The following is a 23618-nucleotide window of genomic DNA, read 5'->3' on the forward strand; positions in this document are numbered from 1 at the left end:
TCCTTGGGACTTCAGATGAACGTCGACCTTGCAGAATCGTTGATTGCTACGATGCCGAGCGCCAGCACTGTCCTATTCAACCCATGGCGGGAGGGATGTGAGTTCGACAGTGAAACGAACGGGCCAAAGCAACGGTTGACACGTTTGGCGCAGCACCTAGATTGCGATGCGCGAGTTATTCTTGTCGGTGAAGCGCCCGGCTACCAGGGCGCTAGATATAGCGGTGTGGGCTTTACAAGTGAAAAGCTTCTCATGGCCGGAGCGATACCTCGAATTGCAGCTATCCCGGATCGATTGTCGAAACGCCCGTTGCCTTTTTCCGAGCCCAGCTCAACGCTGATTTGGAAGGCGCTGTATCGATTGGGTGTGGCGGAGGAAACGGTGTTGTGGAACGCACTCCAGCTTCACCCGTTTCGTCCGGGCATGCCGTGGAGCAACAGGACGCCAACCCCAACAGAATTGAAACTGGGGAGTAGCGCATTGAAGCTGCTCCGAGCCGCATACCCTGGCGCGTTGCTGATAGCTGTCGGCCGTAATGCGGAGCAAGCGTTGGCGCTATGCGACATCAGTTACGAGGCAGGTATCAGGCATCCTGCTAACGGTGGGGCAAACGAGTTCGCGCGGGGGCTGGAGAATGCCCTGCGCAACAGATGAAAAACAAGATATGGCGGCGGATTTTCTTGGGGAAACATATTTCTTGTATTTCGGGGAAGTATATTTCATAATCCATGCGGGATTTTTCAAACCAGACTGAATGGCCTCAGCAAGCGTCATTTAGCAAGGTTCGGTGCCTGGTGTCGTTGTGGTTCTCTACATATTGACGTGCGAGCCCGCCCGCCGATGGTGAGACTTAGATGCATGGGGCCGATCAAACCGCCGGGGCGTTTTGGATTTGCAGCGAATCATGAGGATTGCCCAGGCGAATCCTATAGACATCCTCTCAGTGTCTCCTGGACGCTGAGTGATTTGCGAAACGGTGTTGAATGAGTAATCCAAAAGTAAACCAGATCATCGCTGACACACTCGACCGAAGTAGGGCCAGAATGCAAAGAACCAATGAAAGCGCCGCAGACGTCTCTGATGTTGAAGAGTTGGTTGCGATCACCCCTGACGAATTCAAGGCTGCTCTCCTCGGCTCCGGCTGGGACGCTGAGCGTCTCGCGAAACGCTGGGGGATGAGCAAGCGCCGCGTAAACCAAATCATCGCTGACGCTGATCGTCCGCGTTACTACGACGATGCTATCAGGGCTTTGTCCCATGATTCCCATGGCGCTCAAAAAGGCAAGCGCCAGCCCAAGAAGATCGCGCCTTAGGTGATGACGCCGGGAAGCTGTCGTCGTCAGTGAGCAGACGCTTTGGCCGCTGGCGCAGTACCGAAACGAGCAAACGGATTATTCGATGCGCATTATGACCTGGGAAATCGGCAAGACTTATGAGTTTACTTTCGCCAACAAGGAAAAGTTGACGCTTAAGTTATTAGGTTTCAATAAGTACATGAATCGTGAGTGGCTGAATCCGGTCAATAACCAGACCATCAACGATGTACCTCCTTATGAATCGGTCAAGCTGATCGGTTAAAGGTAGTTGATTTACTAAGCAAAAACTCAGTGTGCCGGATCACGCAACGGAATAATATATCAATATCAGCCTTTTCCAGTGGTGAGGATTTAGTTTATGAGTACAGATCGCATCGAAGATGTCGGTGGGCGTAATGACAACCTTCCACTCTGGTTAAGTTCGACATCGATTACGGCAGGGTTAATGGGGTCGATTGGCTTGCCTATCATGTACATTCGCCTTGAGAATGGCAGCGTGGTTGACTGGGTTTGCTTCGTAGCACTTGCCCTGTCAGTTGTTTACTTAATCCACATAGCTAGCCGATTGTCTCGAAAAATTGTTCGCCTGTTGCGTGAGTTGGATAAGGCTGAATGGCGCGAGGAGCAGCACGCTATTGCGGCTCAAGGTGAGGGCCTTAAGGTAGTTTGCAGCGTGGGATATGTCGACTGCCCAGAATGTAGCTCTTCCCAAATGAATTTCATCAACGATCCTCGCGGTGGGACGTATGACTGTGACAACTGTGGAAAACCGTTCCATGTGCCGGTTAACGCAGTAATCGATCTGAACTAACTTGGATCAACTGCCGCCTTTCCTTAAGTAGATTCTAAAATATTGCCGCCCAATTTATATGGGCGGTGGATTAGCCATGTTTAAAAAAGGAACTTTGTATGCCGATTCGACATTGTGTAGTTCATTACATTGATAAGAAACCGGATGGTTCGCCAGCGGTTTTGCACGCTCGTGACCACGAGCTGCCGGAGTCGAGTGCCACCGAAAGTTTGCTCGCCGACCTCAATGAGAGCTACAACTCCAAGCAGGGTAAAGCTTGGGGGCTATTCCATGCTGAATCAGGAGCATTCCCTTTCAGTGGCTGGCTGAAGAAGTACTTTGAAGGCGGCGACTACGGGTTTGTCGACTTCAGTCGCGATGCGGTAGAACATCTACAGCGATTGATGGAAGAATCAAACTTGACGGTCGGCGGGCACGTGCTGTTTGTGCATTATCAGCAGGGACTTACAGACTACGTGACCGTTGCACTCCTTCATCACAATGAAGGGGTCGCGGTTACGGATGAGCTGGATGTGTTGCCTTCGCGCCATCTGGATTTGAACCAGCTGCACCTGGCCGCGCGGATCAACATCAGTGAGTGGCAGAACAACAAGCAGTCCAAGCAGTACATCTCTTTCATAAAGGGCAAGAACGGTAAAAAGGTTTCGGAGTACTTCCGCGACTTCATCGGCTGCCAGGAAGGGATCGACGGCCCTGGCGAGACCCGCACGCTGCTCAAGGCCTTCAGCGATTTCGTCGAGAGCGAAGATCTGCCGGAAGATTCCGCCCGCGAGAAGACCAAGACCCTAGTCGACTACGCCAGCAGCCAGGCTAAGCTCGGCGAGCCAATGGGCCTGGAAGAACTCTCCGAGCTCATCGACGAAGAACGTCCTAAGGCCTTCTACGATCACATCCGCAACAAGGACTACGGGTTGTCTCCTGAGATACCGGCCGATACCAAAGTCATGAAAGCCTTCCAGAAATTTACTGGGAGGGCGGCAGGTATCTCGATATCGTTCGAGTCGCACTTGTTGGGTCAAGGGGTCGAATTCGACCCTGAGAAGGGCACCTTGCTGATCAAATCCGTTCCGGCCGACTTGGCTGCTCAGTTGCGCCGCAACGCTGATAATTGATGTGTAAGTGGCGACATTGTCGCCACCTTCCCCGGAGGTCAGGATGAATTGCGAGCAAGTTTCTAAAGAGGGGGCGGCCGTCACCTCGGCCGCGCAGCCGATCAGGGCGCTGGTGAAGCAGATCGATCCTGCTTCGTGGGATGCTTATTCCTCTAACCTGGTGAAGTGGCTGAAGGCCAACGGCCGTGACGGGGACTGTGTTTTCAGGTTGAGGGCTGGAGCGAAGCTCGAACGGGTCTATGGCTCAGGTGCTATGTTTGTAGGGCAAAAATTCAGTTTGGATGATGCGACCGACACCGATTTTTCTGGTGCGCTGTTGATGGGGACGTTGTCCTTCGGCCGCGATGCTCCGCGTCACTGTCACGCGGGCCTGTTTGCCCAGTTGCAGGAAATTGAAGGCTTCTGGCAGCAGTACATCGACAGGGGCCGCTGCGCCATCGATACTGATCACAGGGTAATGTTTCGAGAGAACAACCGGATCGTTTCACGCGATGGTAAAAGCGTATGTGCTTGGTGCTCGGCCGAGGTTGCCGGGCATTAACCTGCCAGAGTTGCGTAGGGGGTGATCATGACCGATAGGCGCTCGCCGTTGAATACAGGCACCACTGAGTCCGCCAGCTGCCCGGTAGGTAAGATCAGTCTGTCGACTGTCTCCGCCACGGGTTTCACATTCGACCTGGTACCACAGCACAAGGGATGCCGTTGGTTCGTGCGCCATGGCGCGACCACGAGATTCGATAGAGGATTTGTGTCGAAATCTGAGGCGGACGCGTGGATAAAGTCTCTCGGGTACCTCGTTGACTGGCGCGCCGGATTTGCCTTCCAGTTGAAAGGCGACTCGCAGATCCTTGTCGTTATGGATCGTGCTGGTAGTGAGGCAAAAATATAACCGTGGTACTGCGTGTAGAAAGCGGCTCTATTTCTGCGCCATACCGGCACGGTTGTTCAGCTGGAGGTGAGGTCTTCTTGAATTGAGGAGCTATTGTTTCTGAGGTACCCAGTAGGCCTCAACGCTGCTGAGCTTAGCTCCAAACCCTTTTTCGGTCAGGCATTCATTCACAAGCGGTGCATAACCCTCTGGGGTCGTCAGTTGAACATCACCGTTTTGATGGCGCTCGAAAAGGCCAATCACGTCCCCGGTTGATCGATCAATTGGTACCATCCGGCCTTCCTCTTCCTTCACATCGAAGTTACAGCGACCGCCATCCATCAGGGTGGCGGCCCCGCTGACATTAGCCTTTTTGTCCAGGTCGCAACCAGCGAGTACCGCCAGCGCTGCGGCCAAAAGAACAATTGTTGTCTTCAAGCACGTTTTCCTTTTATGTGTGTGGATGGGCCATCGCCGCAATAAGTGACGCGATCAGCGCCTCTAGAGCACACAGATAACCCCGGATCGTGGTTCGGCCAATGGGGGAAATCCCATTCGAGTTCGAGCAGCTGGGTGTGGTCAATGGACGCCATGAACCGATTCCTTTTAACGTACAGCCCCGGCTGTGCCGGGGCATTGGGTGCTCAACTCAGCCGAGTATCAAAGGCTCGGAATTACCCCACTCTTGAAAATAATGCTGGAACGTCTTGCGGTCGGTACCGACGTAGGTGAGGTTCGCAACTGGCCAACGCTCGCGGGCCACCTCAAAAGCAACTTGCATAGATAGTCCCGAGAGGATGAAATCGAGACGTGGAAGCTTGCGTTTTTTGGCCTTTACTTGCTCATGCTTCTGAATCGCGTACCAGTTGCTATTGAACTCGTAAACGGTGTTCACATCATTCAGCAGCTGTTTGCGTGCAACGCAGTACAGCTCCCCATTAAATTTGAATTGGCCAATACCATCCTGGTTGCCGAGCACTTCAATTTTAGAGCGCTCTTTGTCGTCGTCGTCAGCGATTCCGAGGTGCTTCGCCAGAACCTCAAATTCGTTATTGATTACTCCGACGTCAAACGGGGGTCTCCGAGACATGATCTTTCCTCGATTAGTCCGTGGTCAAAGTAGCGAGCTTTCCTGCGTCGACATAGCTCTTCCACAAGGCGATCGCCGCAGCTTGCATGACGCTCGGGTAGCGGGTGCAGACATCGCCCTCAGCGGTGTGGAGAGTCACCAAATATTCCATCTTCCTGCCCTCAATGGTTCACTTCAATGAGCGCATTGTGAAATATATTTCTCGCGATGTAAAGCAATATATTTCCCTGCTGGAGCTGGCTGAGCTATCGCGTCATACCCTGATGACCCGGTGGCGCTGATACCCCAAGCTACTAATCAATGTATGGCCGCGCACGCATATCAGAAGTGCGCTCAATCGGCGATCTGCGAATGGTCATAGAGGTCGAGGTGGGGAGTGGCAGGCAAAAAAAAACCCGGCGTGGCCGGGCTTTACTGCTGGTAAGGCTCAGCCAACCCAAGTTTCAACAACGTCTGCACCGTACTGCGCTTTCCAGTCTTTCAGCACTTTGTGGTTGCCACCTTTGGTGTGTACCTTCTCGCCGTTGTGCGGGTTGGTATAGATCTTCTCAACGCGAGCGCGTCGGGTCTTGCTTTCACCAGTGACCACTTTGGCGCGGCCGCCACGGGAGGATTCAGGATCGAGGATCGCGATGATGTCCCGCAGGCTTTTGCTGTACTCACCCATCAGTCCACGGAGTTTTTTTTCAAACTCCATTTCTACTTTCAGGGAGTCGTTTTCAGAGAGCTGTTGAAGGCGGGATTGCAGCTCCTTGATGGCTTCTTCGGTTGCGCGATATTCGTTGATCAGCGACATTTTTAACTCCAGCGATATTAGGTCAAGCGCTCGGTCTGTCGAACGACAGCTGCACATACAAAAGCAAAAAAAAGTATAAAACTCAATAATTTTTGAAAATATTTGGAAATGTTTATCTGAAATTGGGTTGCAAACAGTCAGTCGTGTGGGCTTGATTTATTCTTGCGTTCAACCATCCGCTCTTTCTTTAAACGTTGCACCCGTTACATTGGTGAGCTTGACGACCAGTACAAAACGGGTACCGCTATTTTCCCAGGTTTGAACTGAGATCTCTCCAACTGACATGACTGGATTCGTCTTAACCTTCGCAAAACTTTCCACGTCCTTGCTGCCGGGTTTACCAGGAAGACGTTGTTCGTATTGGATCGTTGTTCGTACTTGAACGAATTCCTTGGCCTTGGAGGATCTTTCGATTAAAGGAGAGATATCCAGGTCATACCCGACATTGCCTTCTTTCGTGAACTTCGTCAGCGAGTGAGTAAGGCTCGTGCCATTTTTTACAGAACCCTGGTAGCGCTCAACGACGGTACCGAATCGGCTTTCCAGCGTTTCATCCTGCGCGCTTTCCAACCCCTCAAATACACCAGTTTCAACCAATCTTGGCGCATCACTCTTGAGTTTTAAAAGGGTAACTCGGTATTCCACCAAAGGTTGAATGGGAGGCTCTGCAAACCGTGGTGCGTGGGGAGACGCTGGTATAACTTCTTCTGCTTGCCCAGTCAGAGGGAGTAACGCCGCGAAGGTGAGGGCGAGTAATACAGTACTTTTTTTCAATGTGGTTACCGTAATTTGAACGCCCTGTTGCTCTGCGACAGGGCTATAACTTGAGATTGAGATTTGCCCGAACAGTTCTGAGCTGGAATTACAGATTTGGGGTGTAATCAAACCCTTTCGAAGCTTCCGTATCAGAGAAGGGAGTGATAGGCGTCTTCTTGTTGAAGAGTCCATTGACTACCGAGCCTGGGAACATCTCGATGGAGTTGTTGAACAGCTCGACGTTGCGGTTATAGATGGTGATCGCCGCGCCCACGTTCTCCTGTTGCTCGGCGATCTCTCGCATCATGTTGTTCACCGGCTCGGCCGCTTTGAGCTCAGGGTAAGCCTCAACTGCGATGCGCAAGCCGCCCATCAGTTCTCTGGAGGCGCTTTCAACGCTTGCCAGCGCATTGCCATCGGCACTCGCTGGAAGGTCTTTAATCGCGCTTCGAAGGCCGGTGATTTTTTGGAGGAGGCTCGACTCATAAATCTTGAAGTCTTCGAGCACTTTTTGAAGCTGATCGAGAACCTTCGTTTTTTGACGTTCGTAAACGAGGACATCTGCCCAAGCACGTTGTGCTCGATTGCCTCCCCCAATAATGCCGTTGTAGATGGAAAGACCAGCTACGAAAATCACAGCGATGATTACTGCGGCTACGATGTAAGGGATTTCCATGGCTTATTTCTCTCGGTTTGTTGAAGTAGGGGAAGAGCTGAAGTTGTCGTCGTGAAGCTCACTCAGGGAGTGGGCCCAGCGGAGTGCTGACATCAGGCGCGGCAACTCCACACCCTCAGAGATTTCTGTGTAGAACTGCTCAGGTGCGTATAGCGAAAACTGGGTACCGAACGACAGTAGGTCGCTGCTGGCGAAGCTCATGCAAAGCTTTCCGCTCTCTGAGAACTCAAGGTTCGGTCGGCTGAGGACGTCAAAAAGCTTAAGCAGGTGGAGCACTGTCGAAGGCCTGATGAATTTCGCGCACTGCATTTCACTGCGTCCGGTTAAGCAAAAACTGCTGTTGAAGTCCGGAGATGCGGTATCCATGCTGCATGCATAATCGTTCTGAGAATGTCCATCAGAGCACACCGAGATCCCAGTGACCCATGGGAAGTCGATTACCAGGCTGTACCGGTCGTAATGGTCATACACGATTCGAGTCACCGTCTTGGTGCCTCCCTTGCCATCGGGAACCACGGTCACTTCCGTTCGTTGGTCGACGTAGTGCAGTTGGTGGTACTCGTAAGCGAGGTTTCGGAGACAACCGGTGAATACGCCCCGTATAGACTCCACCAGCTCGCGACTGTAGTTGCCCCGCTTGTAGTCGCCGAACTGCGCATTCAATCTATTGAGGGTCTGGCGCGGATCTTCTTCAAGGTGGGCCAACCCGTTGTGATAGAACGACGATAGTCGAGCAATTTTGCTGCTGAGTGAAGGCAGGCGGTCAGATGTCGAACTCATCCAAGCCAGACTCCCGCCCCCTATTCCCAAGCCAATCAAACCTACCGCCCATGTGATCAGGTAAGGGTCAATGCGTAGCTGGTAAAAAAATGAGGCTATGAGGTAGTTGTTTTGAAACCAGAAGAGGGCGGCGGCGCTCGAAATCAAAAGCATGCCGGCGGTGAAAAACCACCACGCCCCTTTGAAATTGAAATTGAGTGGGCCGTCAAAGTTGGCGAATGTCTGGATTTCTTTCAATAGGTCAGCCTGAGACTCAGCCCGATCAATATTGGCCTCACCGACGGCCAGCAGCCGATCTAATCTGGCATTCTGCGATGTGTTGGCCATGTCAGATCTTTTCCTTAGTTGGGCGTGCCCCGGAGACCAATGCCCTGATCTCCAGATGCGTATTCACCCACCAGGTTGTGGCGAGGATGATCAGCGAATTCATCGACATTTTGCACTCTTGTGCTTTTTCGCCGATTTCCTGTCGCACACCCGGAGAAAAACGGGCTACGTACTTTTTAGTTCCCTCAGCATGACCTTGAGGGTCGGGCGTCATGCTGCTGATTGCCAGTGCTCTCGATGCATCTGAGTGGATCGACACCAGCGTAGTGTGGATCTTGCGAGTCAGAGACTCGTCGTTAAACCAATTATCGACAGCTTGTTTGATTTCCGAGTTGAAGCTTCTGTCCCCAGCCGCAGCCATTTCGAGCAAGCCCTGATGAATGGACTTAGGAAAGCGCACCACAAACTTGTCGGCAATTCGAGAATCAAAGTTACTTGTAAGCATTCTGAGCATCCTTACTGCATTCGAAATTTTCAGCTGCCCATTGATCAGCTACTTGGCGGGCGAGGAATCGGCATGATGAATTTGACGTTTGAGCCGTCACCTCAACCGAAGCGTCAGCGTTACGTGTTTCAAGCACCTGAACTGAGTTGCCTGGCGCACGAGTGAATTGTTGTGTCAGGTCAACCGCTAAGGAGCGAGGGGTATTGGAAGCTTCTTGTGCCAAAGCCGACTGCGTTCCACCGCAAATACATACGCAGAAGAGCAAATAGATCGGGTTGAAGGCTGTCTTTGGCATCACGTTGCATTCCAAGGGTTGTCGGTGTGAGTTGGAGCAGCTTCAGGTGCGTAGCGTAAGCAAGACCTGTGGCCAGCGATTCTCTCGTCGGTATCAAGCCAGCCTGCTGTTGCAGGAGCCACAATCGAAAATGAAAAAAAGGACTGCTTAACACGGGAGTACGGAACCTCTGCCAGCTCACCGCAGACATCGCAGCTGAGTGCTAACGACTGATCCAGCTGGCGCATTTGGAATCGGTAGTTAATCGGTACGAAAAAAATCCCCATCGCCACTACGTTGGGTGCCGATGCAGTCACGAAGTCAGCCATGAGCGCTCCTCAGCTTTTCCTGATGTTTACAAAGGTCTGGAAATCGTCACCCGTCGCAGCCCATCCTTCCTTTTGTGCAACTGATCCAAGACGTTCCGCCTGCGTGAGAGTTACCGAAAAGTCGGTGCTGATCGCTTGCAGGTACTTTTCGGCATTTTCTTTGCCCTGGCGGCCTGTGCCTGGCGCGAAATACAGCACGACGCCATCGCCGCAGACCGCAGCTACTGCGTCAGGCCCAAGTATCTTCCGGGCACTGGCTCGAACACTCGATGCGTGGAATTTAGCAAGCCGAACTCGTGGGGGAGAACCTGCCGAGCTGCTGTCCATTTGCGAAATGTCTGCGATCCGTTGCTGATTGCTCATTTGAATAATTCCAAAATCGTGAAAAGTCACGATACGCAGAATCTGCGTGCCGGTCAACGAAAAACATCGCTATGATACAACAATACCGAATAATGGCTAGTGGCCAATATCAGTATTGATAGTTCACGGTTTGGCGTAGAGCGCGGAGAGAATGTTACAGATCAGGGCGCGAGCATTAGGGCTGTTGGGTTGATGGCGGTGGCTGGCAGGACATCAAAAAAGCTCTGGGGTTGGTATCAGTCCCGGCACTTGGCAAGCACGGGATCATCAGGAGCTACACCGTTGGCGATAGCCATCGCTCGATAGTTATCAAAGAGCTTGTGGCCACCATCCTCAACATCATCCTTGTAGCGCCCCCGCATAAACCCTAGCCGTACAGAAAGGTTGTGCTGTGCTCCTCTCAGGAGAAACCCAGCGCACACCGCCGGCTTTGTTTTGCCTGATTGGTGACATGAGAACTGGTGCTCGGACATGTCGTAAGCGGTCTCCGCAGAATGTCTGAAAGCCTCCGCAGGGAACTCCCCCACAGCATCCTCTCTCCATGGGCAGGTCTGGCAGGGCTTTTTACGGTACAGCCCCTTTCCCCCGATGACGGTCACTACCTGGTGATCATCGCCAGCTGGGCGTGTCCTTATGGTCTCGGCTTTACTCACTCTGTGCTCCTTGCCGCTTCGGGTGAGGTTAAACGCACTCAGAAACCAGTGCCGTGATGCTGCCAGTGGCTTGGCTGGCAACATACCCCGCAAGCGCATATATCCAGTGATTTTCCACGCGCTCACTCTTGCACAGTCGGTTGATGGTGATGTTGCTGACCCCCATTAATTTAGAAAAACTAAGCTGGGTAAGTCCGACATCATTTAGGCAAGCTTTGAATTCTAATCCGGTCATTTATGCCCCTTGTGGCTTGGCCGACATTGTCAGGCTCGATGCTTTGAATGGATTCAGGCCTGGCAACAACGTCTGTTTCAAAATGAATGTAATATGGCGCAAAATATCATCAAATTGGATAATTGCAACCGCGTTCCTGAAAATGTCGAATTTGTGAGTGCGCTACCTCAGACCGGTAAGCTGAATTGAATGGCTTCGCAACAATCGTTGAAGTCACATCTTAAGAGCGAGAAACATATTTCTTTACGTGCAGGGAAACATACTTCATCATTCGAATGCAGGTAGAAGGTCTGTAATGAATCGCAGAAAAAGCTCGTCAATTCGCCAAATGGAAAGTGACCATGTCAACCATCAAAGCAAGTGTGCTGCATCACAAAAGGACGTTTGAAGTCACTCTGGACAAGGAGTCCAATCGCTTGCTAGGTGATGCATTGGTGTACAGCGGGCCCACTGAAGCCTACGCGCTCGACGTGCTCCGTAAGCATATGAAAGAGCGCGGTGTGGTTGCGGACATTGAGGTCGTAGAGCGTGCCGGTTCGGGGTGTTCGGCACAGGAGGCTGCATACCTCGATTATCGAGCGAAAGGCGGTGATATGCCGTTGAGTGTTTATTTGGAGGGGTAGGGGGGGTTACCCCGCCTGGAACCTTCCGTTTGTGTTTAAAAAGGTAATCGCACTATGAGTGAAGTACTGTTTGTCGCCAATGAAGGTTGTGCGGATGAGCTGCGCATCGAAGTGGCGAATCGTTCAGTGAAGCCGTTCACACTTGAGTGCAATCATGATCGTCGAGGCAATCGTATTTATCTAGAGCTTCCACGCAGTTATCAGACGGTGAAAGGTGCCAAGTCGGCAGCGGCCCGCATCGCTGGATCTGGGCTCGAATGGTGTGCTCCGGTGGCCGTAGTTGAATCCAGTTAGGATGGAAAGAATCAATGAAAAAGAATGCCCAGTACCTTGCGCTGATTGCACATGTCGTTGAATCGAAGCTTGCTGAGCTTGACGGTGTAGAACTCGGTGTAAAGACAGGTCGACAGTTACAGTTCGCAGGCGTTGATGGAAACGGGGCCGCCTGGTCGCCAGCAGAAAAGCGTACTGCACTTGGCGAGCTTTTTACCGACGTTGGCCTGCGCGCCGGACTTGAGGTGCTATTTGAAACGCCTGCTGTGCTGCTCGAACAGTTTTGCGTGATGGCCCAGGCCAACAAGCATGACGCCGCGCAATTGCTGAACATTATCCGCTCAAGCTTCTTGGTTGCGTATCTGACCCCTGAAACGAATGAGCGTGCGTATCAGCATCTGGAAGGTATCGAGGCTCTCCGTACAGAGCTGATCTCTCAGCGAGGAGTCGCCGGCATGACGATGCAGTAAAACCCGGACAGCCCAAAATAACATTGGTGGTTACAGATAACGGCCAATGCACGATACCAGTCCACCGCGCTTGGAACAGCAGTTTCATGGGATATTGCCCGTGGGGGATTGCAGTTGTTATGCGGCAACTGTGATCAGATCGAGCAGGAGTTGAACGATGAAAATGATGTCCGGATACAAGCTGATCGACGCAGAGCGTCAACGTCAAATCGAAAGTGAGGGTTGGACAGCTGAGCGAGATGATGAGGTTGGCGCAGAAATTTTGGTGCTTGCTGCGCAGTGCTACCTCAATGCAGCTGATCAAAGCAGTTCACAGCCTGAGATCTGGCCGTTCCCGGCTGAGCGCTGGAAGCCACGCACTCGCCAGCGCAACCTTGAGCGTGCAGGAGCGCTCTACCGAGCGGCCGCTGATGCAGCTGAGCGCGCCGAGGACTACTCGCTTCGCAATCGTTTGATTGAGCAAATGGCCAGTTGCGCGATTAGGCTCGACAGCATCGGTTTTCGATACGGCCCATCAGCTATAGACGGCCAGGGCGTGGATTCAACCCTACCTGACTCCCGACCTAAGGTCGTGCCGCGATGTACTGGTTTCTACCGCGTGAAAGATGACGGCAAGTGGACGGTTGCTAAGTACGGCGCCGGCAGAAACCGCTGGGCTTCAATGGGCGAAGGCGGCGATTGTGATGATGGGGATTGGCAAGAAATTGATCCTGAACGAATTCCAATGCCTTTTGATGATGGCGCGTCACCTAACTGAGCATGGCGGGTAGCAGCGGCCGCTTTGATCAATGGCTGAATTTGCGTGCTAGTCATGGTGGTGAGCCAAAACAGCTCATCAGGTAATGGTGATCACGCGCTCTAGCACACTACGCGTTTACACTTGTGGCGGAATCGCCGGGGCCGGTCTGTCGTCGTCAGCATTGACCGAACCCACAGAGAAAGAATAAGCCCCTGCTTTGTCAGATGTGAATGCTTGGCCTTCTCTTGCATTCGCAGCGAGCTGCGTAAAGGCATCCCGGAGTGCGACCTGTACATCCTCGGGAGTTTTCCCATATAGCTTTAATTGAACAAGGGCTTGAAAGGGATATTGTTGGGTCATGTGAAGAGCTCAGGGAAATGGGTTTAAGCGGGCTTTATTCTCATGAAAGCAGCTTTTCGAGCATGGCGTAAAGTCCGGTACCGACCAATAACCAGAGAATTAGGATCCACCCATGTCCCTTGTTCATGGTTGCCCCATGCGCCGTTTTTCTTTCTTCGAGAAACGCATACTGATTGACTGGAGCTGAGCCCTTGAAACGGTGGTAGAGCCGGACAAAGAGGATCCTACTAGCAATGAGCACAACAGCTAGTGCGATCGTCAAAAAGATGCTGGGGATTACGAGGGCGTAAACCTTGAGGCTGGTGCTCATGGCGTGCCAATGGCTGGCTATCACGAGCCAGGTGGCGATAAGGCTGCTCAACCCAAGCAGGGCACCAAAAAGCTTCGCCATCGAGTTCCCTCCAAGCACCTATCGCAGGCGGACAGACTGAGCTTAGGAGGGTTTTTCGAGCTTGTGCGAATGACTGTGACATTCCTTCGCAGGTTGCGAGACCTCGATCACTCGCTGATCGCGCTTCGGATATCAGCAATGTAACTGGACACGCGTCCTGGTTGTTTGCGATCCAAGATTTTTCTCACCCCATCAAGTGCAGCAAGCTCCTGCTGAGCGCGAGGTTCACTTCGTTCTGCTGCAATCGAAAACCATGCATATGCTTCAAGATCTTTGTCGATAGAGGGGAAGCGGCCGAGCAGCACGTTGTTGGCGTACTGGTACATCGCATCGGTATCACCCTTCAACGCTGCCATCTTGATCCGCTCCGCACGCGTTTCCGCATCGACTGGGGCTTGTGAGGCCTGAGGGCGTGCTGTCTCAGTCGCAAGCGCTTTGGAGAAGCCTTGAGTGGCGGCAAAGTTCAGCGCTTGCTGAGCGGCTTGTTGGTAGCCTTCGCGCACGAGGATCTGATGCATGTAATAGGCAGCTTCCGCGTCACCCGCTTCGTAGGCCTGTTCAAGATACATGCGGCCCTTGGCTGGATCGTTCAGATGCGGTTGGTAGATGTTCGAAAACAGTAACCCAGCCTCACGTTTAGCGCGGACGCTGCCCGCTGTGGCGGACTCCATAAGCTGTGTGCCGTACTCGATATTCTTGGGTACTGCCTCACCCTTCAGGTACAGCCAGGCAAGTACGCGGGTTGCCTGGCCATATCCCAATGCGTTGGCCTGTTGGAGATGGTCGACTGCCAGCTGCGGGTTCTTCGGTGCAAATTTGCCTTGAAGGTAGAACTTAGCCAGCTCGTAATGGGCATGGACACTACCTTGCGCTGCTGCCTGCTCGAAGAGGTCGATCATTTCAGGGTACGCCCCTGAGCGCTGCGCCTCATACGCCATCCGAAGAGGCTCATTGGTTTGAACTAATTGCTGGTCTGAAATCTGATCCGGCGGTGTCATCGGCTGAATCGTTGATGGCCCCGATTGCCACTCGACTGCCTGGCTGGTGTTGCCGGTTTCTGGATTCGCACGCTGATACGCTTCGGTACCCGAGTCGTCCAATGGCTGGGAGCTGGACAAGGGGATAGCTTCGTTCTGCGTGAGGCTGCATGCAGAAAGCGCGGATGCGGCCGCGATGATCAGGAGAAGTGAGTTGCGCATGCGATGGTTTCCGTGGGGTGTCAGGTGAAAGAACTGATTAAGTTCGTGGAGGGACACTTTCAATGATTTCAGTGTGCAGGTCGGTCTGGCTCGTTACGGGGCCTGTATAAGACTGCATCCTCACAATGACGCTGGTAACACGTTGATCGGGCAGGCGCAGAAGCACGATGTCATATGGAATGTTTTCCTTTTGACAGGCCTCTGCTGCTGCCCACACGCTTTGTGCAGTTGCGTTGTGCACCGAGTAGCCATTCGTTTTGATGTCCATGAGCATTTCCAGTTGAGCTTCAACATCAACACTGACGGTAGGGTGCCCGGTTACAGAAATCTGCGGTCTCATTTGCGTACTCCTTCAGTTCTGGATTCTGCTATGTGGCGGAGGTTTTACCTGCACCAGATGTGCCTGGATCGTTATCAGTGTTTGACGGCTTAGCACGATCCAGATTGTTGCCATGTCTCGCCTGATACTCGTAGCCAGCCAATCCTTCAAACAAGTCGACCGGCGTGGAGAGAGCGGTCTTCAGCTTGAACACGGAATCGCCGCCTAAAATCGAGCTGACTTTGAAGTTCATGGGCCCCGCATCAGGAGTCTCGATGAGAACGTCAAAGCGGGCCACACTCGTGTTGAATGCAGGTATATGCGAACGCCACAGTGGTTCGACCGCGAGTTGCATGCCGTGACGGGTCGGAAAGAACGCGCGAAGCTCTCCATCGTTTGAGAGGTGGATTTCGCAGTTGGTTGCCCGAGCAATCAAGGCGGGGGTGATGTTTTGCAGGCGCGAAAGGCCGGATGGCCATGGCAGCATCAGCACCTCCGAATTGTCACCTACGTTCTCACCCAGATCGTCGTCGGCGGGTGCAAGATGCCATTTCGCGGTTGCAATAAAAAAGGCCTGGGCCACCGCTTTTGTTTGTTCGGTTGGCGGTACCAGGCTAATCGCCAGCGTACAAAGAACACACCATGCAATAACGATTTGAAGAGATTGCTTGTCGTCATCGAGTCGCTGAGCGAGATTCAGATACTGGGCAGCTGGCGACACTTCGCTTTCAACAAGTTCGAGTGCGCCAGCAGCATTGAACCTCAACTCCAAAGTGTCGTCAGGGAAGAGCTGGCCGATCAGTGTTGAGATCGAAAGGGCTGTTGACTGGGCTAGCGCGCGCAGATCGGCAGCACCCGGTTTTTCCAGCAGTACCTCGTTGAGGTAGAGCCCGGTGGCGTTCAGTTTGTACATGCGTGGTTGAGTTGTTTTGCTCAAAATAAATCCTTAGAGGCCTGCATGGCTTTAGCTTTGTGTTAGAACGGCGTAAAGCATGGTTGCGGCGGTAACCAAAAAGAGGCCGCTGCAAGTGCCATACAGCCAATAGAGCACGCCCGGCGCTGTTTTCAGTTTCAGATGCCTTCGCATTACCTTGACCCAAGCAATGAGGAACAGGACGCCAACGAAGCAGCTGATTACGATGATCCCCATGGTCAACTTCTATGAGGCTGAGTATTGATGCCGGCGGCACGGTCTACTCTTTCCTGGGCTAACTGGCCGGATAAAGTGCTCACCTCATCCTCTTTGATATAGCGGAAGTAACCGCTTACCACAGCCACCAGGCACACTGGGGTGAAGACTGCGTTTTCGGGCAAGTGGTCATTCAGCCCAGCAATCAATACGTGTGTGCATGTGACGATAGCGGAGGCGATTAGGAGACCCATTGAAACGGGGCAAACTCGCCAGAGTGCGCGTTGGTGCTCACGAAAGGTAGGCTGCACTGCTGGGGTGGATCCTTGTGGGGCAGTGTTGAAACTCATTGCTTATTCACTCTCATGATTACGCCAATAAAAGCTCGTGCTGTGGCGCTAATTTCAGCAACTGCACGGCTATTGAATAGGCTTCGGGATGCTGTTTATCGAATGGCGGCATGTGCTCTGTTTCGAGCCAGGATCCTTGAACAGTGCCCTTAGTCAACCAAGCAGGTTGCCCAAATTTGGGTTGCGTCCAGTAACCAGTGCCGATGCCGTGCTCCGCGATTTGCTTGTTCGTTATGAACCCCTGTTTGCGCATAAGCGCAATGACCTTTAGCGCAGCCTCTTTCCAAGGCGTCAACTTGATCGGAGCTGCAACCCCTGCTGGCAAATCAGACACCACCATAGGTACCTGGCAACGCGCCGGGGGGTTCCAGTCGAAAAGGTGCTGCTCGCTATAAAGCGGAATGGGGGCTCTATCAACCCCATGGCGATCAATGCGAAACGAAAAAGTTATACCGTCTGTAGAAATTGGGTATAGAACGTGGACGCCTTGGCGGTCTAGCATCTTTGCAATTCCGGCGTTCGCATCCGAAATCTTGCTGACAATAACCATTCGGTGATCAGGGGCGGGCACACAATTTAGGTCATCCGCAAGGGAGGGCAGGATCTGGTCAGCAACCTTTGCGTTGAGCAGCAACTTCGCTTCCACCCCGATCTGGCGACCGTCGTCGTGTACGACAAGTACGTCGAACCCAGCCGCTTCCGGATAGCATGTCCATCCTGGGAGGGCGTTGAACTCACGAATGAAAAGCGCGCACAGGTCGGCCTCGCATGTGAAGATTGCGGGCGTAGATTTGCGCTTCGCTTTTGTCTTAGCTGCGCCGGTCTGCTGTGCCAGTAGTATTGGCTCATCTTTACGGATGAATGCCATGCTGTATGTCCAGTCTGTCAGTGGCTATCAGTAGGCATAGGCGTCAGTACAGGTTCACCATGCGCCTCAGGAAGGGTCTCGTCGAACTCTTCGATTGGAACGACCGCAAGTTGAATCTTGTAACGCTTGGCATCGCCCTTAGGTATCGCGGCAATCAAGCTCTGAAGGGATTCTGCCGGCGTAGTGGAGATGAGGGTGGTGCAAATGGTTTCGTCCCCATCACAAAGGCCAGTCGACTGCTCCCGATATGTTGTTTCCCGAAAGGTTGGAACTGATATGCGTGGCAAATTCACTGCATAAGACTTCAAGCCGTCATCGGGCTTTGCTCGCTGGTCAACAAGGTCTTTAATCCCGAATATTCCTGCTATGGCTAGTCCGCCCACCACTATTACAGCAAGCAACTTTGCACTGGCATCAAGTACGGCAAGCCACTTTTTTGCGCTGCCTGGTGTAGGTTCGACGTCAACGTCCATCATTCCTCTCCCTAAAAAAATTGCTGGCGTTCTCCGCCATTGATTACGAACCGTCTGACCCGGTCGCCAGCTTAGCGCTGGTCTTTGGGCTTTGAGGCCGCATTGCTTATGTCTTTGTCGCGCGCCTCGCCAACGGCGATTTCGCGGGGCTGGCGGCACAGGGCGTCTTGCACTTGTTGGCTGGGGGCTGGGTACAAAGGCGTGTCAGAACTCGTCGCCGGACTCACGTGCGGTGAGTTCAGTTTTGCGATCACATTGGCAACGGCTTCGGCCGGAGAACTGCCAAACGCGTTCAGTTCATCTTCCTGAAGGCCATCAAAGGCGAAGGAAAACCAGTTTGCGGGCGCAGCCTGTCCGGTTGGACTGACTGACAAGCGATAGTGATCTAAGGCGTCAGCCAGTTCTTCAGGCAGTTTGAATTCACGCTGAGGATTACTCATAAATATTCCTTTCGCAGCAGTCAGGCTTCCGACTTTCGCAGTTGATAGGTGATGGCAGGTGGATACCCGGCATCGGCTGAGCGCTTGATCATCGCGTCGCGAGCGTCGGGGTCGGAGCGGTATTTGATCCATGCCAGGGTGAAAAGCGCCTCCCCGTTGCCGGAGTCGGCAAGCTTCTGCAATGGCTCCAGACTTTCGTTCGGAAAAGTTTGGGCGAGCCACACAATCGCAGAAGGTTTCCCCGCAGCGCCCAGCTGACGCATCAGCGGTTCCATTTGGGCGATTTTGGATTTCCTTACGTGCTCCTCGATTAATGGGCCAGCAACTGCATTCAGGACGACGCAGACAGCTGCAATGCCGCCGATCCATGCCGTTACTTTGAGCAAGTATCGGTTTCGCTTATGCGCGACATCAGCGGCCTTTGAGTTTTCTGGCCAGCCTTGGTCAATACCACTCTGGTTCATCGAGAGCCTCGCTCGGAGGGAAACGGTTGTTTTCATCTTGATGGTCATGCAGCGGGGATAAACCATCATTCTGTCGGAATTATATACCAATACCATAGTGAGCGAGGTCGTTCAAAAACTGATCGTTCGCTCACTATGGGGGGCTGGTTAGTTGACGGCTTCTTTCAGCGCCTTGCCAGCTTTGAAGGTTGGCTTTTTAGCGGCAGGGATGGTGATCGCTTCACCGGTAGACGGGTTGCGGCCGATACGTTCAGGGCGGTCGGATACGGAGAAAGAACCGAAGCCTACCAGTGTCACGGTGTCACCCTTCCGGAGTGCCTCAGTGACGGTTTCGATCAGGGCATTCAACGCGCGCCCAGCCTCAGCCTGGGTCAGTTCCGCATCACTTGCGATTGCGTTTACGAGCTGTGGCTTATTCATGTTTCTACCTCAGGTGTTATGGCCGGTTGTTCGGCCGGGTTAGTGATTGCGCGATTGTTGGCGATCAAGGGAGATACCTTCATTTGGTACAGCTCCCACAGAGCGGGAGGCATGCCTTTGATGTACTCGCCACTTTCGAAAGCCTGCCAACTGCGACTGGGTGAATAGATCCGTTGAGCTGCCTGGATCTGGCTGTCGCCAGCTGCAAGGCGGAGCTCCTTGATTTGGTCTGTCGTAGGTTTGCTGCCTGCTGGGTGGATCAGATGGCCCGAAAGGTCGCACAGATCCTCAACGGCCATCCGATAGCCGTGGAAGAGCATATTAACTTCTTGATCTGGATAGTCGAGACCATTGAATTGAAGCTTCGCCTCATCCGTCCCTTGTTCGCGTAGCTTGCGTTCGAACAGCTTGCGAATCTGATCGTTCATATTGGGCTCTAAAGTCATTTCGTTTTGCTCGGCTTATAGATTCGGTACCAACAGCCGAGCGTGCCTTCTGGGTTAACGACGGGCATCCCCTCTGGAAGCTGTTCGGCTGTCAGGTAGGTCGCATCAAATTTTTCTTTGATCGCCTCAAACTGCTCAGGCAGCAACCAGCTTTCGCTGCCTTCCGAGCTATATTCGCTGGCGAAGTCCAAGCGAGGACGATCCATGCCGGCCATGATTCCCCTGCTGGAGCGTGCGCGACTTTCCGGAACCGCAACGAAAACTTCCTCGTACGGCGATTTGTTCCCCATGGCTCCTCGGAAAAAGGTGTAGCGATAGATCCTGCCAGGCTCATACCGCGCCACCGCATCTTCGATCCCAAATAGAGCATCAAGGCTCTTACTGCCGTTGGGTTGAAGGCCGCCCGCAAGCCAAACCGTAGAGTCCGGACTAGCCTGGATCACACCTAAAACCATCTCGTTGAATGAGGGAACCTTGGAGAAATCACCCGTGATATCGAGATAGTTCAGCTGTCCCGGTGCATGCAAAGGCACCACCGCTTCGTTGAAGCTGTCGGCCCTCCGGATCTGTTTCAACCTTACGCACGCTGGAATGGCGTCTCGGATAGGGTAATTTTCGAATCGTTCTGCCCAAAGATCCTTGTTCTCATACGGGTCTATGAAAACCTTTTTCAGCGCTTCACGAATAACCGATGTAGGTGCCATCGCCGCGATAAAGCTCATTGCATTTTCGCTGTACAGAGTCAGGACGCCGAGAGTTGTGCGGCGCGCGCCTTTCTTAACATAAACGCCAATTGGAATGGCGAGGCCTGGATTTCCAACCATTTTTTTTGTGCTCGCTGATTCACGCGCACTCAGATATTCGTTGACCAGTTGATCAAATGCAGTGTCAGTTTGCGTTAGCTCACGAAGAAACTTGACCCCATTTTCGCAAGCATAGAGCACTGCTTTTTTCTGATCAGGCGATTCGAAACCTGCGAATACGGTTTGCCAGTAATGCGCCGTTGGACTGTCCATCACGCTGTGCTCAGATGCATTGAGCACCGGCACGCGTGCCCATTTTTTCGACGCGGCCGTAATTGAACGCTCACCAAGGCGCAGAACAGTCCGGTGCACCCAAGCGTGCGGGGTCACTCGGTTATCCCGCAGAGATTCTGGTGGCGCAGCGTATATGATCAATTGGCCCTTACCCGACACGGCAATTCTCACCGGTTCGATATTCTGCTGCTCAGCATATTTTTGAATACGCGAGAGCTGGGTGGTCGCCGCGTTGCTAAGCAGGTAAATCACAAGCATCAAACTTGTCCACTCTGCTGATGCCTTATCAGCGGAGACGGATGGCAGTGGTTCGCCTCTGTTGGCCGCCCGCCAAAGTCGAATGCCGTGGTTTAGCAGTTCTTCGCAATCTTCCGGCTTGACCACTCGGCCAGCCACAAGCATGTCTTGCAGATAGGTTCGCGCAGGATCTTCCTGCATCCGTTCAGCTTTAACCAATTCGAGTGCCTGCTTGAAAAGCCGGATGTACCTAAGATGGTGAGTGCGCGATTTGCGGTCGTGGATGTACTGATAAAGAAGATCGGGATCAACAGCGTCCATCACCAGGTATGGGGTAAGACTTGTGTCCTCCCCGGTGAACCGCTTGGGGATGACCTTGACGTTAAAGGTCTCCTCATGAATGGATGACTTCTTCACCGGGAGAGTTACACAGATGTCTTTACCAGATTTAAACGCAATCCGTGTGTCCGGCTCGCCGTAGAACCTCGCGTCGATTCGACATGCACCTGGTGCGGAACCGCTGTCTGTGCTCAGCGTCTGCCAGAGGCCAAGGACACGACTTCCCGACGTTAGATAGCGATTCATCCTCGACAACCACTGCTCGACCGGTTCGAGACGATCTCCGCCTTCAAGCAGTGTTGATTCGTCGCCATCGTGAATGAAGTGAAAGTGCTCTCGTTGGAACGCTTCAGAAATGAAGTGAAATGACGGCGGGCCCTGATAAAAGTCCCCGAACAGCTTTAGGCGATGGTCGAGCCCGCAGAGCAAAATCAGTAGTCGTTTGTAATGAAGCGCTTGAACCTCAAACGCTTTCAACGCTTTGGTGTATTGGAGGCTCTGGAAGGTGATTTCTTCGCCTTCCCACCCGGTGAAGACTTTATCAACCTCGTTTCGACTTGGGAAAAGTCGCGCCGAACCAAGGTGGCTCTCGATAGGCGAAAGCACCATGTGGACATTCTCGCCATCACGTACTAGCAGGAACACCTTCTTGTTTTCGGAATTTCGTTGCTCGGACTCCCATGGATCGCTGTATGCGATGTCTCGGCGGGTTGCTGCCATGCAAATGATGCAGCGTGGTGCTGGGAAAATCTGTTCGACTAAGGCCAGGTCGGTGGCCAAGAGCTCCTCAAAGCGTTCAAGCCCGCGATGGTCAGTAGATTCAAATACGTCCTCAAATACGCATAGCTCTTCGATCATGATGAGCTTGCTTTGGACGATTGTCAGCGGTGCTGAGGCGGGGGCACTCTTGCCGGTTCTGATTGTGGTGACGCTGACATTCGTGCCTACGTATAACGACAGCGAGGCCACACCGTCGATAACTTTTTTAACGTACCTGCTCATCTCTTCGGTGTGAGCAAGCGCGGCCGCCCCCTTCTCTTCGAAGTAGGGAGTCATGGCCGAGATCGCCTGATTGATTTCGGCACTTTTGTTCGTGATCCACTTGGACTGGATGGTGGCTACAGCGTGTACGTGTTCAGCCTGTCCCTTAAGGATGCTGATCGACTCCTCGCTCAGGCCGTTTGCTATTGCCTGGCTAACTGAAGTGACGGTGGGCGTCGAATAGTCAATTACCGCCGGGAGCTGGTCACCTGACTTTGGATTGCTCTTCTGACGCTCGGCAAGCCCTTCTTCAATAATGGCCTGCATCTTGGCTGGATCTTTCTGTGTTTCCACCAATTCGTTTTGTAGAGCGAAGATCTGCGCCTGGGTCTCCGCAAGCTCTTGCGCGCGTACTTTCTCTGCATCCGGTTGGTGTTCGAAAATGTCCATGAAGTCCTTGATCAGGAACTGATGGGTGCGCATATCTCGAAACCTTGATACGACCTTGCCGTCTTCCTCCACCTCGACACGAACAGATTTTCCGTAGTGTCTGGGATGAGCCCGTAAGGTGATTGTGTGTGGTGCGTTATCGACCCAGTCGATGGACAAGATTAGGAGGGTGTCCTTCTCCAGAATAGCTTCCTCAGGCACGGGCTCGCGAGCGGAGCAGTACTCACCGGATTTGAGGCTTTGAAAGCGCTCAACTCGTTCAAACTTTTCGTTGGCATCCTGCAAGGTCAAGTCGGTCATGGTGTGTACTCAAATTCCGTGTATGTGCTGTGCCTGAGCAATTATCGTGTGCTGATCATCATTCGAGTGGCAAAAACCGCTGTGGAAGGACGTCATGGACGTGCTCTCCCGATGCCAGTCGCCTGATCACCTCTGCCAGCTCTGCGGGCTTCAGGTTTTTCCTGGTCGCAATGTCCCAGAAAAAGTGGGCTCCAGCGGCTATCTCAGCCTTTGAGAGGCCGAGTTCCTCATTGCCCGTCGACTTTTTCGAATCACTGAGAAGAGTGTCGATCGCTTTACGTCCGTCCGGTAGCGTGGTAGCACCTTTCAAAGCCTTTCTGGCGAGCTTCAAGCCGGCGGTGTGGGACTTATCAGTGCGCATTGTGTGATCGACGCCTATGAGCATTTCAGGATCTGATGACTTACAAATTCAGTTTCTAACGACGCAAAACCACTGTACGCAGAATCTGCGTGTTAGGCAAATCCTTTTAAGTGATATA

General features: G+C 52.9%; 33 protein-coding genes. 10 read left to right on the plus strand and 23 right to left on the minus strand.

Features of this window, described 5'->3' with window-relative positions; genetic code table 11:
- The first annotated feature begins 15 nt into the window (after positions 1 to 15).
- The 6 genes from ACIQY3_RS10825 to ACIQY3_RS10850 all read left to right on the plus strand — a co-directional run bounded on the left by ACIQY3_RS10825 (position 16) and on the right by ACIQY3_RS10850 (position 3780).
- Complete coding sequence (locus ACIQY3_RS10825) at positions 16 to 654, plus strand: uracil-DNA glycosylase (protein ID WP_403019226.1); 639 nt, start codon at positions 16 to 18, stop codon at positions 652 to 654.
- Between the two features lie 329 nt (positions 655 to 983).
- Positions 984 to 1313, plus strand: coding sequence for a hypothetical protein (locus tag ACIQY3_RS10830; protein ID WP_403019227.1), 330 nt, complete (start codon positions 984 to 986; stop codon positions 1311 to 1313).
- Positions 1314 to 1398: 85 nt separating this feature from the next.
- Positions 1399 to 1578 (plus strand): hypothetical protein, encoded by a 180-nt coding sequence (locus ACIQY3_RS10835; protein WP_403019229.1) that lies wholly within the window; start codon positions 1399 to 1401, stop codon positions 1576 to 1578.
- Positions 1579 to 1674: 96 nt separating this feature from the next.
- Positions 1675 to 2127 (plus strand): hypothetical protein, encoded by a 453-nt coding sequence (locus ACIQY3_RS10840; RefSeq protein WP_403019230.1) that lies wholly within the window; start codon positions 1675 to 1677, stop codon positions 2125 to 2127.
- Between the two features lie 98 nt (positions 2128 to 2225).
- A complete protein-coding gene (gene yejK / locus ACIQY3_RS10845; RefSeq protein WP_403019231.1) occupies positions 2226 to 3239 on the plus strand; it encodes a nucleoid-associated protein YejK in 1014 nt (337 codons plus the stop codon).
- 43 nt (positions 3240 to 3282) lie between these two features.
- On the plus strand, positions 3283 to 3780 hold the full coding sequence (locus tag ACIQY3_RS10850; protein WP_403019233.1) for a hypothetical protein: 498 nt from the start codon (positions 3283 to 3285) through the stop codon (positions 3778 to 3780).
- A 438-nt stretch (positions 3781 to 4218) separates the two neighbouring features.
- Here the strand turns inward: ACIQY3_RS10850 and ACIQY3_RS10855 are convergent, their stop codons facing one another.
- The 11 genes from ACIQY3_RS10855 to ACIQY3_RS10905 form a co-directional block, all read right to left on the minus strand.
- Positions 4219 to 4545, minus strand: coding sequence for a hypothetical protein (locus ACIQY3_RS10855; RefSeq protein ID WP_403019235.1), 327 nt, complete (start codon positions 4543 to 4545; stop codon positions 4219 to 4221).
- Positions 4546 to 4756: 211 nt separating this feature from the next.
- On the minus strand, positions 4757 to 5197 hold the full coding sequence (locus ACIQY3_RS10860) for a hypothetical protein (protein ID WP_403019236.1): 441 nt from the start codon (positions 5195 to 5197) through the stop codon (positions 4757 to 4759).
- Between the two features lie 427 nt (positions 5198 to 5624).
- The gene (gene mvaT / locus ACIQY3_RS10865) at positions 5625 to 5993 is read right to left on the minus strand and encodes a histone-like nucleoid-structuring protein MvaT (RefSeq protein WP_403019238.1); all 369 of its coding nucleotides are present in this window, start codon (positions 5991 to 5993) and stop codon (positions 5625 to 5627) included.
- A gap of 168 nt (positions 5994 to 6161) precedes the next feature.
- Positions 6162 to 6767: a hypothetical protein gene (locus ACIQY3_RS10870; protein WP_403019240.1), complete on the minus strand. Its 606-nt coding sequence runs from the start codon at positions 6765 to 6767 to the stop codon at positions 6162 to 6164.
- 88 nt (positions 6768 to 6855) lie between these two features.
- Positions 6856 to 7425, minus strand: coding sequence for a LemA family protein (locus ACIQY3_RS10875; protein ID WP_403019241.1), 570 nt, complete (start codon positions 7423 to 7425; stop codon positions 6856 to 6858).
- Between the two features lie 3 nt (positions 7426 to 7428).
- Entirely contained in the window at positions 7429 to 8532 is a 1104-nt protein-coding gene (locus tag ACIQY3_RS10880) for a hypothetical protein (protein WP_403019242.1), read from the minus strand.
- Position 8533: 1 nt separating this feature from the next.
- The gene (locus tag ACIQY3_RS10885; RefSeq protein ID WP_403019243.1) at positions 8534 to 8977 is read right to left on the minus strand and encodes an Arc family DNA-binding protein; all 444 of its coding nucleotides are present in this window, start codon (positions 8975 to 8977) and stop codon (positions 8534 to 8536) included.
- 294 nt (positions 8978 to 9271) lie between these two features.
- On the minus strand, positions 9272 to 9580 hold the full coding sequence (locus ACIQY3_RS10890) for a hypothetical protein (protein WP_403019245.1): 309 nt from the start codon (positions 9578 to 9580) through the stop codon (positions 9272 to 9274).
- 9 nt (positions 9581 to 9589) lie between these two features.
- A complete protein-coding gene (locus ACIQY3_RS10895; protein WP_403019247.1) occupies positions 9590 to 10000 on the minus strand; it encodes a hypothetical protein in 411 nt (136 codons plus the stop codon).
- Positions 10001 to 10179: 179 nt separating this feature from the next.
- Complete coding sequence (locus ACIQY3_RS10900; RefSeq protein ID WP_403019695.1) at positions 10180 to 10695, minus strand: DUF6283 family protein; 516 nt, start codon at positions 10693 to 10695, stop codon at positions 10180 to 10182.
- Entirely contained in the window at positions 10625 to 10831 is a 207-nt protein-coding gene (locus ACIQY3_RS10905) for a hypothetical protein (RefSeq protein WP_403019698.1), read from the minus strand. The genes ACIQY3_RS10900 and ACIQY3_RS10905 overlap by 71 nt, the downstream gene beginning before the upstream one ends.
- Positions 10832 to 11172: 341 nt before the next feature.
- Here ACIQY3_RS10905 and ACIQY3_RS10910 point away from each other — a divergent pair, with 341 nt between their 5' ends.
- The 4 genes from ACIQY3_RS10910 (at position 11173) to ACIQY3_RS10925 (ending at position 12954) form a co-directional block, all read left to right on the plus strand.
- Complete coding sequence (locus tag ACIQY3_RS10910) at positions 11173 to 11454, plus strand: hypothetical protein (protein ID WP_403019248.1); 282 nt, start codon at positions 11173 to 11175, stop codon at positions 11452 to 11454.
- Positions 11455 to 11508: 54 nt separating this feature from the next.
- Positions 11509 to 11748 carry a hypothetical protein gene (locus tag ACIQY3_RS10915; RefSeq protein ID WP_403019249.1) on the plus strand — a complete coding sequence of 80 codons (240 nt, stop codon included), beginning with the start codon at positions 11509 to 11511 and terminating at the stop codon, positions 11746 to 11748.
- A gap of 14 nt (positions 11749 to 11762) precedes the next feature.
- Positions 11763 to 12197 carry a hypothetical protein gene (locus ACIQY3_RS10920; protein WP_403019251.1) on the plus strand — a complete coding sequence of 145 codons (435 nt, stop codon included), beginning with the start codon at positions 11763 to 11765 and terminating at the stop codon, positions 12195 to 12197.
- Positions 12198 to 12354: 157 nt separating this feature from the next.
- Positions 12355 to 12954, plus strand: coding sequence for a hypothetical protein (locus ACIQY3_RS10925; protein WP_403019253.1), 600 nt, complete (start codon positions 12355 to 12357; stop codon positions 12952 to 12954).
- 382 nt (positions 12955 to 13336) lie between these two features.
- Here ACIQY3_RS10925 and ACIQY3_RS10930 read toward each other — a convergent pair whose 3' ends face one another.
- The 12 genes from ACIQY3_RS10930 to ACIQY3_RS10985 form a co-directional block, all read right to left on the minus strand.
- Complete coding sequence (locus ACIQY3_RS10930) at positions 13337 to 13687, minus strand: hypothetical protein (RefSeq protein ID WP_403019254.1); 351 nt, start codon at positions 13685 to 13687, stop codon at positions 13337 to 13339.
- A gap of 107 nt (positions 13688 to 13794) precedes the next feature.
- Positions 13795 to 14886: a tetratricopeptide repeat protein gene (locus ACIQY3_RS10935; RefSeq protein ID WP_403019255.1), complete on the minus strand. Its 1092-nt coding sequence runs from the start codon at positions 14884 to 14886 to the stop codon at positions 13795 to 13797.
- 37 nt (positions 14887 to 14923) lie between these two features.
- Complete coding sequence (locus ACIQY3_RS10940; RefSeq protein ID WP_403019256.1) at positions 14924 to 15226, minus strand: hypothetical protein; 303 nt, start codon at positions 15224 to 15226, stop codon at positions 14924 to 14926.
- 28 nt (positions 15227 to 15254) lie between these two features.
- Positions 15255 to 16142: a hypothetical protein gene (locus ACIQY3_RS10945; protein WP_403019257.1), complete on the minus strand. Its 888-nt coding sequence runs from the start codon at positions 16140 to 16142 to the stop codon at positions 15255 to 15257.
- Positions 16143 to 16703: 561 nt separating this feature from the next.
- Positions 16704 to 17552, minus strand: coding sequence for a hypothetical protein (locus ACIQY3_RS10950; RefSeq protein WP_403019258.1), 849 nt, complete (start codon positions 17550 to 17552; stop codon positions 16704 to 16706).
- 17 nt (positions 17553 to 17569) lie between these two features.
- Entirely contained in the window at positions 17570 to 18025 is a 456-nt protein-coding gene (locus tag ACIQY3_RS10955) for a hypothetical protein (RefSeq protein WP_403019260.1), read from the minus strand.
- 71 nt (positions 18026 to 18096) lie between these two features.
- Complete coding sequence (locus ACIQY3_RS10960) at positions 18097 to 18465, minus strand: hypothetical protein (protein ID WP_403019261.1); 369 nt, start codon at positions 18463 to 18465, stop codon at positions 18097 to 18099.
- 20 nt (positions 18466 to 18485) lie between these two features.
- Positions 18486 to 18977, minus strand: coding sequence for a hypothetical protein (locus ACIQY3_RS10965; protein ID WP_403019262.1), 492 nt, complete (start codon positions 18975 to 18977; stop codon positions 18486 to 18488).
- Between the two features lie 99 nt (positions 18978 to 19076).
- Positions 19077 to 19349, minus strand: coding sequence for an HU family DNA-binding protein (locus ACIQY3_RS10970; protein WP_403019264.1), 273 nt, complete (start codon positions 19347 to 19349; stop codon positions 19077 to 19079).
- Complete coding sequence (locus tag ACIQY3_RS10975) at positions 19346 to 19777, minus strand: hypothetical protein (RefSeq protein ID WP_403019266.1); 432 nt, start codon at positions 19775 to 19777, stop codon at positions 19346 to 19348. Before ACIQY3_RS10975 ends, ACIQY3_RS10970 begins: the two co-directional genes overlap by 4 nt.
- Before the next feature lie 14 nt (positions 19778 to 19791).
- Positions 19792 to 23139 (minus strand): hypothetical protein, encoded by a 3348-nt coding sequence (locus tag ACIQY3_RS10980; protein ID WP_403019268.1) that lies wholly within the window; start codon positions 23137 to 23139, stop codon positions 19792 to 19794.
- Positions 23140 to 23197: 58 nt separating this feature from the next.
- The gene (locus ACIQY3_RS10985; protein WP_403019270.1) at positions 23198 to 23524 is read right to left on the minus strand and encodes a hypothetical protein; all 327 of its coding nucleotides are present in this window, start codon (positions 23522 to 23524) and stop codon (positions 23198 to 23200) included.
- Positions 23525 to 23618 lie beyond the last annotated feature (94 nt).

Origin of the sequence: Pseudomonas sp. NPDC096950, assembly GCF_044762525.1 — a bacterium.
Classification (GTDB): domain Bacteria; phylum Pseudomonadota; class Gammaproteobacteria; order Pseudomonadales; family Pseudomonadaceae; genus Aquipseudomonas.